Below are 10,932 nucleotides of genomic sequence, written 5' to 3' on the forward strand. Positions count from 1 at the left end.
ACACCCATAGACCACGGAGTTTCCCGATGAACGCGACACGCACCGCCTGGCACATCCCGCGCTACGGCCGCCCCGAAACCCTCACTCCTGTTACGCTCCCGATGCCGCAGCCCGGCCCGAGAGAAGTGCTGATCCGCATCCATGCCTCTGCCGTGACGCGGGCCGACGGCATGATGCGCAAGGGTGAGCCGCTGTTCGCGCGCCCTTTCCTTGGCCTGAGGCGTCCGCGCAACGGGCTGTCCGGTACAGGCCTGTCGGGCGAGGTGATCGCTGTCGGCGACAAGGTCAGCCGCTTTGCGCCGGGCGATATGGTCTTTGGCGAGGCCGGGATGCGCTTTGGTGCCAATGCGAGCCACATCTGCCTCGACGAGGAAGGTGTTCTGATGCCCAAGCCGGAGGCGCTGTCGCATGAGGATGCGGCGGTCTTGTGTGACGGCGTGCTGACGTCCTGGCATTTCTTGCGCAACCTCGGCCAGGTCCAGAGCGGCGACCGGGTCCTGATCCTGGGCGGGGCCGGCAGCCTCGGCAGCGCTGCGGTGCAGATCGCCGCCGACATGGGCGCAGAGGTGACCGCCACCAGCAGCGCGCGCAACGCCAGCCTCATTGCGTCGCTCGGGGCCACACGCGTGATTGACTACGCCACCGAGGATGCCTTGCGGCCCGGTGCCGCTTATGACGTGATCTTTGACACACTGGGCGTGGCGTCCTTCTCAGCCGCCAAGCCTGCGCTTGCCGAAGCGGGACGCTACCTGTGCCCGGTCCTGACGTTGGGGTGCCTGCCCGCGATCCTGCTGTCCGGCCTTGTGGGCCGGAAACGCGCCCTGTTCGCGGCCGTGGGCCTAGAAAAGCCGCAGCACCTGCGGACCATGCTGTCCGAGATCCTGACCAAGATCGATCAGCACCGTCTTGCGCCGGTTATGGACCGCATCTATCCGCTGGCCGACCTCGTCGAGGCGCACATCTATGTCGAGGCCGGGCACAAGCGCGGCAATGTCGTCGTGGTGTGACAGGCGCGCAGCACAGTCAGCATCGGAACCACTCATTCAACAGGAGAATCCACCATGAAAATGAACTACTTTGTCGTCGGAACGAACGACATCCACGCATCCCGGGCCTTCTACGACGCTCTTTTCGAAGGCGAGGAGCTTTTGAGCATGTCGCCCTCGGCGCGCATGACCTACTGGATCGGCGAGGGTTTTGCCTTCGCCGTTGCAAGGCCGTTCGACGACAAGCCCGCGACCCATGGAAATGGCACAATGGTCGGCTTTTGCGTCGGCACCAAGGAGGAGGTTGAACGGATCCATGCCTTGGCGCTTAAGCTTGGCGGCACCTGCGAGGGCGCGCCAAATCAACGTGGGCCGAAATTTTCGGCCTATGTGAGAGACCTCGATGGCAACAAGTTGTGTCTGTCCGACTAGGCATTTCCAAACCTGTTGAAACGGTCTGGACACCATCCTTGGGTCGCTTACTTTTGGATGGACCTGCCTGCGGAAATCGCGACTTGATGGTGCCGCAGGTTGACTAGACCTTGGACTGAAAGGAAAACCATGCCCCGATTGAACACCAAGACTTGTATCGTCACCGGCGCGGGGCGCGGCATCGGTGCCGCGATCGCGCGGGCCTTCGCCCGAGAAGGTGCCACTGTCGTGGTGACCGACAAGGATGAGGGCAGCGCCGCCGATGTCGCGCGCGAGATTGGCGGAGAGGCGATGCGCCTTGACGTGGCATCCGAGCAGGAATGGGAGGCCCTGGCCGAGATCTGGCCCGAATGCGACGTTGTGGTGAACAACGCGGGCGTAACCGGCTTCGAGGAGGCACTGCGCCCCCACGACCCCGAACATGCCAGCCTGGAAGACTGGCGGGAGGTGCATGCGGTCAATCTTGACGGGACGTTCTTGGGATGCCGCTACGCGATCCGTGCGATGCGCAAACGGGGCGCAGGGTCGATCATCAATATCTCCTCGCGTTCGGGCCTCGTGGGCATCCCGGCTGCGGCGGCCTATGCGTCGTCCAAGGCCGCCGTGCGCAACCACACGAAGTCGGTCGCGCTCTATTGCGCCGAGCAAGGGTTGAACATCCGCTGCAACTCGATCCATCCCGCGGCCGTCCTGACCCCGATGTGGGAGCCGATGCTGGGTACCGGCCCGGACCGAGAGGCGCGCATGGCGGCTCTTGTCGCAGACACACCGTTGCGCCGGTTCGGCGATCCCGACGAGGTCGCCGCCCTCGCCGTCATGCTGGCCTCGGATGAGGCGGCCTACATGACCGGGGCCGAACTCAATATCGACGGCGGCTTGCTCGCCGGATCGGCGGCTGCACCGAAGACAGAATGATATTTTACCGGGCTTGATCCTGCCCCGAACGACCGTTTCGGACAGAACTGCACTGCAACAATGGACTGCCTGACAAACAATACCCGTTCTTCGCTGCGGTACCGCAAGTCCGCTTCGCGCCCAACCTTTGAATTTGAATTTCTCGCTGCATGCGCTCGTAGCACAAAAAATTTCGGCGGGAGCAAAAAGTTCTATGCCGCCTTGCAGCGAAAACGAAGTGCGAGCCCATCTTGCGAGGTGCTGCGCGGATCACCTGCGGTAGCTATGCTTAGGGAGTACCACTTTGCAAAATCGTGAACCGAAATCCGCCTACTTGACGCGCTCGGCCTATTCCTGCCGTTAAAGATGATTTCCTAAGTTGTGATGCGGCGCGCGACGCAGCCACAGTTCAGTGCTGGAGCGAGGCCATAGTTCGACGAAACGCACAACCGGTTGAACAGAGTTGAAGCTGTCAGAGCATTCCTATCTCAGATTTCACTGGTGGCGATGTGGCGGTAATGCTGACGTCGGCTTAGGACAAGCCGAGACGGACAGACCGTCATGACCACATCCTTGCCCACGTGCCTCATTGCTTGCCGCGATATCACCGGAGGGATTCGCGGGCCTGGCAGGCATCGTCTGAGCCAAGCTGACAGCCGTATTCATACAACGCCCGTTGCATGTCGCGGGGAATACGCTTGTCGTATTTGGCGTAGTAGCCAGCGAGATTGCATCCGGTTCCTTCGCCGCCGAGGCATCGGAGGACCTTTTGATCATACTCGGCAACAGAATCGCCCCCGAGGATACCCGCCAAAAGATGACAGTCCAACCGACCGTCCAGCCTGCAGGCTTTTTCAGTGAAAAGTAGGTCCATGGCGGGATCGGGCGTTTGCGAATGTTTGTCCCAATGATCCCCAGCCTGATAACAGGCGCGCGCGGAGCCATGCTCGCAGCCAAGCTTGTTCAGTCCGTATTCGCCCAAGGGATCCGAGGCGAGATCCTCCCGCACCCAATCTGCCAGTTCTGCGCAGCCATCGCCCAGCCCCAGATCACAGGCCTGTCGATGGACAGCATTTGCAAGTTGCCAATGTTGCATCTGGAAGTGCATCGCAGGCAGGTTCGAGCTTTGAAAGTTATATAGCGCCGCAAGGTCCATGCAATCCGCAGCCGTCCCCGACGCACACCCCCGTTGCAGGCGACGCAAAGTTCCTGACGCGTGGGGCATTTCCAACCCAAGGTCGGGCATCAATGCAACAGCAAGCGCGCCGTGTTGCGAGATCAGGTTCGACAGTGTGCGTCGTATGCCTGCAAATAAGACGCCGTCGCAGCCAACGATCGTGTCGCCAAGACGGCAGGCTTGCAAGCTCAAGCGGAAGGTCTGGTCCGGATCATCGGACAGGCCTGCGGCATACGAGCAGGATTCGGGGTCTTCCAACCGGCACCCCTTGGCATAGTCGTCGAACACCTCCTGCGCCGTGCCCTGAAGGCTGCGTTCGGCGCGGGTCGGATTGCTCTTGGGCTTGGCGATGTCGGCCAGACCGCGGCAGGATCGCCCATCGTTCAGATCACATCCCATGCGGTAGAAATCAGCGGCAAGATGCAAATCCCTATCCGGAGACCACCCTTTCGTGCTGCCATCAATCAATATCTGATCCGAATACAGCCCGCCGACCAGTCCGCAGGCCGCCCCGTTGCCCGCAGCACAGCGCGCCAGCAGTTCGGACAGGCGATCTTGTGGCGCGCGCGTTTTCTCGGCTGCGATAGCTCTGGCACAGGATTGGCCGTCGCCGCTGGCGCAGGCCGTATCGGGTGGTGGCGCGCTGGCATATCTGGATGTTGCTTCGGTCTGCCCGCAGGCATCTGCAACCCCGAGGGCGCAGGCGCGCGCGCGCAGGCTTTGGACCGCAACAGTCATGAATGGTGCCCCCTGATAGGCCAGGGCGATGGTGGCCAGGTCGTAACAAGCGTTGCCGTCATCTGCGGCACAGCCCTCACGCGCCTGGGTCACAAGGGGCTGGAGGGCGGGCAAAAACAACGCATCAAACGCTGCCGAGAGCACGTCGAAATCCTCGCTTTCGGTCAGCTGGCAGTCGTCAGAAAATTCCGCATACGACCAAACTCGTTTGTCGCAGGTTTGTCGCAACCAATAGCGGGCTTTGCCCGGGTCACGGATGTCCTCTGGGCCTTCGCGGTGCAACTCCGCCAGCGCGTAACAATCAGGCTGCGAGCCGTCAGCGCACATCAGTTCGTGCATCTCAATCAGCAGTGGTAGATACTCTGGCTGTGTTCTAACCGTAAACAATGCGTACGCAACGTTGCCGCAATCGTCATGCCCCCCCAACCGGCAGGAAAGGGCGTAGAGGGAAAATGCGCGACCCGGATCATCCGCTTCAAAAGCCATTGCCAGATCAAGGCAATCCACCACGATGCCCTTGGCACAGCCTGCTTCCAGTGCGTCCATTTCAGATGCCGATAGCACGGGGAGATTCCTGAGAACGTCACTAAATGAGCTGCACTCGAAAGGTGTTGACGCGGCACGTGTCACAAGCATGCAGGCGTGGCTCAAAAGTGCATTGGCATGATCCCAGCGTACTCTGGGATATTGGACGGTATTCAACTGATCACGGCTGTACGCGTAGAGTTTGGACAAATTCACGCAGGCTTTGGCCTCGCCCTGCGCACAGCGGTCCTCGCGCCACGATATGCTGGGAACAAGCTCGCTGTGGCGAAGGGGGGTTGACACTTCGTGGATCCTGTCCAGCGACCGGCAGGACGCATCGTGCCCCTCGTCGCAGCCCAGCCAGTAGATCGCCTCGGCCAATGGCACATCGCGCGGCACGACCCGTCCGGCGGCAAAGACCTGCGCGACCCCGATGCAGGCATCCAGATCGCCGTCGCGGCAGCCGTTTTTCAAGGTGTCGACATGGGCGCGGTGCGCGGGTGCCACATCTTCGCCAGCCTCTGGTGCCAACGCCATGTCGCGAACATGCCGATACCGCGCGCGCTGGTTGTCAAACCGCCGGGCGATCTGTGCCTCTTGCGCGGCAATGGCCGCTTGCCGTCCGGCATGCAGTTCTTCCACCGTCCGGTATTCCTGAGCGTGAGCAATGCCGCCCAAGAGCATAAAGACCACAAGAACCAAGCCGCGCATCACTTAACCTTCCGATTTGATGCGTAAAGTTTGGACGAGCTTTTTGGCAGAGATATGACGGGGCGGGGACACAATGGTGAAATTACCATACCCGTCGGCATGTACCCTACGGTCTATGAAACGATCATTCTGGCATTGAAACAAGGTGCCGGCGGCTGGCGCTTGAACGCCGTAGAATTGTGCGCCGTGGACGAAACGGTGCGCCGCTTCAACATCACCCATCTGGCAGACCAGCAATTGGCAGAGCTGTCCGGCGGGCAGCGGCAGGCGGTTTCGATTGCGCAGACGCTGGTGAGCTGCCCCAAAGTAGTGCTCATGGACGAGCCGACCGCGGCGCTTGACCTCAATCGCCAGTACGAGGTGCTAGAGTCGCTGCGCCTTTATGCCGAAGAAACCGGAGCGGTGATGGTGTTGGCCTTGCACGACCTGAATCAGGTGATGCGCTGCTGCTCCGCGACCATGGCGTTGGGAGGCGGACGCACCCTTGCCTTCGGTCCCACCCTCGAAGTGTTGACCCCCGACCTGATCCGCCGTCTTTATGGCATCGACAGCCGGGTAGAACGCTGTTCGCGGGGCTGTCCGATGATGATCGTTGACGGACCGGCTGCTTTGGAAGCGGTCTGACGGTAGGTCTGCACATGTTGAAACGGACGAGGCCATTTAACTGAGTCACAATGTTGGTACAGAACTGATTTGGACCGTTCCGCCAGCGATTGATTTTTTCCATCTACCGGAGCTATGCAACAAGCGTTTTCCGCCCGTTGTGAAAGCTGTCGCTACCGGCCCACAGCTGAAGGAGACCTTACCCTGGCGGGTCGCTTCAACTGCGGTACCCTGTTGGGCGGCGAAATCCAGACCACTGCGCATGCGCAACGTTGCGTGAACGGGATGCATCCTTTCTCCGAAAACCGAGCTGAGCCGCGCGCCCCTGATCGCTTGGTCGAATGTCTGCAAGAGTTGCCCATCTTTGAAAATCATGGTCCGCCGGGAACTGTCGTCGGGCCACAGGATTTAATAGCGGCCGTCGGCCAGATCGAGCTGCCGACCGTCGCTTCGCTTGCGCGCCGGACAAAGGCCTGCAACCGTATCACCCAACGGGTACGCCATTGTCGCCATCCTGCCCGCCGCAATCATCGTCGTTAGCACCGGCCTGATTTTGGGCCTGTTGATCAGGTTTCAGATGCGGCTTTGGCGATAGGTGCCCAGAACCAGCCATTCTTACAGAAATAATACGATCGCCACCGTGGCTGAGTATTGCTTCGAGAATAGGATTCAATAAAGCCCGTCAATCTCCAGCGGTAACTTCCTGACTTTTTCCTGCTTCAAAAGACTGCGCGGCTGAACCGTTGTTTCGGCACTTTGGGCGCGGCGGTAGCGCGTTTCGGCGGCGTTTTCCAGATCAGCCCGCGTCAGCATGATCGTCGGGCGTAGAAACACAAACAGCGTGCGTTTATTGCGGCTGTCACTGCGGCTTTTGAATAGATTGCCAAGAACGGGAACATCCCCCAGCAGCGGCACCTTTTGATTGCTTTGCAGCCTGTCATCTGTGATCAGCCCGCCAAGAACCACTGTCCCACCGTTTTCAGCCAGAACGGTGGTGTTGATAACGCGCCGATTGGTCACAAGATCGGCCGCACCGGTAACCGCCTGATTGGTCAGCGACGATACTTCTTGTTCGATCTCAAGCTGCACAACCCCGCCCGCTGTGATGCGTGGCTTGACGACCATGGTGATCCCGACATCTTCGCGTTCGATCACTTCGGCGACGTTCCCGCCGTCGGTTGTCAAACGTCCGGTCCGGAAGGGCACGTTCTGACCAACCACGATTGTGGCGGATTGATTGTCCATCGTGGTGACAGAAGGGGTAGAAAGCAGGTTGGCGCTTGTTGAGGTGTTCAGGGCCTGGATCAGCGCGCCGAAACTATCCGTTGCCAACCCGACCGAAAGTCCGGTTGAAAGCGCAGACGCATTGCTTTGTCCCAACGCGACCAGAATGTTCTGAAGCGCGCCACCCCCGTTGCCAAATGACGTGGCCGCGATCCCGCCGGTTTGCGAGTTTTCACCAATACCAAGCTGCACGCCCAAGCGTTCCGCGATGTCGCCGGATACTTCGACGATTGCGGCTTCGATCATCACTTGGGGGCGTCGTACATCAAGCGCCTTGATCAGCTGTGAAACTTCGGCAAGTTGCCGCTGCGTGCCGCGTACAATGACCGAATTTGTCTCGATCGAGGCCTGTACCGACACAGGCGAAATCGGCGCAGCGTCGGGGCCCACGGCAAAGCGTTGCGCGTCAGGATTTTCGGGGTCTTCCCCCAGACTGGCGGCAACAGGATTGGTGAGGTCCGTGGATCCGGTCAGTGTGTTGCGAACCAGATCAGCGACAATGGTCGCTTCTCCGAATTGAAGCCGGTAAATCGAGGTGCTTACAGTTTCGCTTTGTGCGACCCGTGGCGACGTATCCATTGCCCGCGCCAGACTTCTGATCTGCGAAATATCACGCTGGGTGCCGCGCACCAACAATACGTTCGAACTTGCATCAACCGACAGGCGGGCCCCTGTGCCCGCGGGCCCAAGCACTTCGGAAATTGCGTTGGCGACGGTGCCAGCTTCGGCATAGGTGAAACGGATCACCTCTGCTTCCATTTCCGCCTCACCGTCAAAGGTGGTCGCAATGGCGACGATGCGATCCACGTTCGCCAGCGTATCGGTAATAACAATGGCGTTAGGGTCTTCGATCGCCTCGATATATCCGGCCTCGTCGATCAGCGGGCGCAAGACCCGCACTGCTTCGGCAGAGGGCAACCGGTTTAGCCGCAGCAATCGGGTCACGACGTCCTGACTGCCGGGGGTGTCGAGCTTTTTAGGGCTGCCTTTTGTCCGCGCGTCAAGTTCGGGCACGATCTGCCAGACAGCCCCCGTTTCAACAGCTGCAAACCCACGAACCCGCAAAATTGACTGGAACAGGGCCCAGACCCCTTCGCTATCAAGCGCTTGTTTTGACACAACGGTCACTTCGCCGGTCAGATTCGGATCCAGAACAAGGGTGCGTTCGGTAATGTCCGAGACCTGTTCAGCCAGCAGGCTGATGTCAGCCCCGCGCAGATTGATCACGAACGTCTCTTGCGCCTGTGCCATTTGGGGGCGAACAAAGGCGATTGCCACGAGAATGGCAAACACCAGCAAAAGGGGCAAACGGCGGGTCATCGTAGCGGGAAAGACAAGACGAAGGTCTTGTCACCTCTTACAACTTCTAACCGTGCCACACCCGAAGCCGCGACATCATCGAAAAATTTGCGATCTTGCTCTATGTTTCCCACTGTCTGCCCATTTACTCTTGCAACACGGTCGCCAGCCTTGAGGCCGGCAAGTTTTACGCCTGGATCGTGAGTTTCGTCGACGATATAGCCTTTTTCAGTCGCAAGCAGACCAATTTCGCCCAAAACCTGATTGGGATTGCGAATGATGCGTGCGCGCCACATGCTGATATAGTCTTCTGTGGTCTCAGGTGGCGGAGGATCCTTGATTTCAATCGAACCGGAGCCGACAGAAAGTGCGGCCTGCAAGCGATCCAGATTGCTAAGCGATGTTGGATTTTCGGGGGTCTGATCGATGGACAGATCAGCCATGTCCCCATTTGGAAAGCCTAGAATTTGGCGCGTGCCGTCAACATCCAATACGACGTGGCGGTCGTTTATCTCTATCAATACCGCCTTGCCGGCGATGCTATCACCTGATGCATAGCGCAGCGTGGTTCCATCTGTCGCGATCAATGCAAAAGAAAGCGCGGGGTCAGATTGCAGCAAGATGCCACGCAGCGCCAGATCAAGTGTTGTCGCTTCTGGTGTGGATGTCGTTTGCGGTGCCTGTGCGGTGCTGCCGAAAGGGGCCAATGCAAAAGCCGGAACCAGATCGACGGGCACAGGGGCAGGGGCGGCGGATTGGTCAGCGAAAGCAAACACATCGGGCTTTTCGGATGTTTCACCCATCACGTGCCAGAATGCCTGCCCCGCCGCAACGGCAAGCGAAGCTGTGACGCATACTGCAAGAACAGGTATTACAAAACGCACGAATGGCTTCACTGAGGCACCTCCAAACCGCCGGCAGCGGTGTCGATAAACCCTGTCAGCTTGAACAGGTTGCGATTGTCGGACGACAAAGCAACGGCAACATCAACCCGTTGCAGATCAGGGTCTTGTGTTTCTATACGTGTAACAACGACGTCCCATCGTTGCCCAAGCATATCCACGACGTCGGGCTGTCGCACGCCGATCCGCAATGCAGCCAACCGATTGTCAGCAACCCATCTCGCGACTGTGCGGTTCTCGATCTGCGATATGCGGGTGATGTGGGTCTGGGTCGCGGTCAAAAGCGACACCGCCCCGACGGCAAGCACCGCAAGTGCCACCAAGACTTCGAGAAGGGTAAATCCGGCCTCGCCGTTATTTTTCAGATCGCTCACGGTCGTGCACCGTCCGGGTGTTTTCGAGACTGCGCTGACACACCGTCGAAAACCACCTCCCAGGTGTCTTTTGTGCTGACAAAGGCAATTTGCAAGGGAACGGGGCTGTTGGTGTCAGGGTTCGTCACCGACGGTAACATATCGGACCGGATCAGATATTGGCCGTGCGGCTGGCCGAACACCGAAAGCGACACAGCGCGGTCCAGCATATGTGGTGCAGCAAGGATGCCGTCAGGATGTGCGGCCCAGGTCCCATCTTGCAGACTGACAAAGGAATAGCCCTCGGGCCGCCACGTAAAACCCGCGGGCGTTCCATTCAGCGCGGCACTGTCTGCGGCCCGTTCCAGCCTGACGGATAAAAGCGTCGCTTCCCGCTCAAGAGCGTTTGCACTGCGCGCGCCGCCAGAAACGCTAAGCCCCAAGACAGATGCCATGACGCCGATAATGGCCAGCACGACCAAAATTTCAACGAGGGTCATCCCCGCATCTTTATGGCGCTTTGTCTGCATTTTCTTTGGGGTGGGTTTGTGGTTCATCCCCCTGTCGACGCGCCTGTATTGGCGATGTCGGCATCCACGCCGGTGCCGCCGATGGCACCGTCTGCCCCAAGCGATATCAGATCAAAATTCGCAGTGTCCCCCGGTGACCGGTACAGGTACGCATTGCCCCATGGGTCTGTCGGATCTTCAGGCAGATACCCGCCCTGCACCCAATTAGACGGTTCGGGGGGTGATGTCGGTCTTCGCACCAGCGCGCCAAGACCTTGCGATGTCGTGGGATAGGCCCGGTTGTCCAGACGATAAAGCTCAAGCGCGCTTGCAATGGCGCGGATGTCGGTCTTGGCGACGGCGGCGCGCGCCTCGTTCGGGCGGCCAATCACATTGGGAACAATCATCGCGGCGACCAACGCAATGATGACCAATACCACCATCATTTCGATAAGCGTCACACCTGAATCCGCCCGGCGTCTCTGACGATGAACACCCCGCTTTTCTGAAGCCCTCTGA

Annotated in this window: 10 protein-coding genes; 4 read left to right on the top strand and 6 right to left on the bottom strand. The window is 59.5% G+C overall.

Features of this window, described 5'->3' with window-relative positions:
- The first annotated feature begins 26 nt into the window (after positions 1-26).
- The 3 genes from ABYT07_RS15265 (at position 27) to ABYT07_RS15275 (ending at position 2,333) form a co-directional block, all read left to right on the top strand.
- A complete protein-coding gene (locus tag ABYT07_RS15265) occupies positions 27-1,007 on the top strand; it encodes an NAD(P)-dependent alcohol dehydrogenase (protein ID WP_372992900.1) in 981 nt (326 codons plus the stop codon).
- Positions 1,008-1,061: 54 nt separating this feature from the next.
- Positions 1,062-1,418: a VOC family protein gene (locus ABYT07_RS15270; RefSeq protein ID WP_372992901.1), complete on the top strand. Its 357-nt coding sequence runs from the start codon at positions 1,062-1,064 to the stop codon at positions 1,416-1,418.
- A 129-nt stretch (positions 1,419-1,547) separates the two neighbouring features.
- The gene (locus ABYT07_RS15275) at positions 1,548-2,333 is read left to right on the top strand and encodes an SDR family oxidoreductase (protein WP_372992902.1); all 786 of its coding nucleotides are present in this window, start codon (positions 1,548-1,550) and stop codon (positions 2,331-2,333) included.
- A gap of 583 nt (positions 2,334-2,916) precedes the next feature.
- Here ABYT07_RS15275 and ABYT07_RS15280 read toward each other — a convergent pair.
- Positions 2,917-5,463 (bottom strand): hypothetical protein, encoded by a 2,547-nt coding sequence (locus ABYT07_RS15280; protein WP_372992903.1) that lies wholly within the window; start codon positions 5,461-5,463, stop codon positions 2,917-2,919.
- A gap of 54 nt (positions 5,464-5,517) precedes the next feature.
- Between ABYT07_RS15280 and ABYT07_RS15285 the strand changes: the two genes are divergently transcribed.
- Positions 5,518-6,087, top strand: a complete 570-nt coding sequence (locus ABYT07_RS15285) for an ABC transporter ATP-binding protein (RefSeq protein WP_372992904.1) — start codon at positions 5,518-5,520, stop codon at positions 6,085-6,087.
- 648 nt (positions 6,088-6,735) lie between these two features.
- Here ABYT07_RS15285 and gspD read toward each other — a convergent pair.
- From gspD to gspG, 5 genes are all read right to left on the bottom strand, one after another.
- A complete protein-coding gene (gspD, locus tag ABYT07_RS15290) occupies positions 6,736-8,658 on the bottom strand; it encodes a type II secretion system secretin GspD (protein ID WP_372992905.1) in 1,923 nt (640 codons plus the stop codon).
- Between the two features lie 8 nt (positions 8,659-8,666).
- Entirely contained in the window at positions 8,667-9,533 is an 867-nt protein-coding gene (locus ABYT07_RS15295) for a type II secretion system protein N (RefSeq protein WP_372992906.1), read from the bottom strand.
- Between the two features lie 8 nt (positions 9,534-9,541).
- Positions 9,542-9,925: a type II secretion system minor pseudopilin GspI gene (gene gspI, locus ABYT07_RS15300; RefSeq protein ID WP_372992907.1), complete on the bottom strand. Its 384-nt coding sequence runs from the start codon at positions 9,923-9,925 to the stop codon at positions 9,542-9,544.
- The gene (locus ABYT07_RS15305; RefSeq protein WP_372992908.1) at positions 9,922-10,461 is read right to left on the bottom strand and encodes a type II secretion system protein; all 540 of its coding nucleotides are present in this window, start codon (positions 10,459-10,461) and stop codon (positions 9,922-9,924) included. The genes gspI and ABYT07_RS15305 overlap by 4 nt, the downstream gene beginning before the upstream one ends.
- Positions 10,458-10,932, bottom strand: a 475-nt coding sequence (gene gspG, locus ABYT07_RS15310) for a type II secretion system major pseudopilin GspG (RefSeq protein ID WP_372992909.1), incomplete at its 5' end; no start/stop codon positions are given. The genes gspG and ABYT07_RS15305, both read right to left, overlap by 4 nt.

Origin of the sequence: Sulfitobacter sp. (assembly GCF_041552635.1) — a bacterium.
Taxonomy (GTDB): domain Bacteria; phylum Pseudomonadota; class Alphaproteobacteria; order Rhodobacterales; family Rhodobacteraceae; genus Sulfitobacter.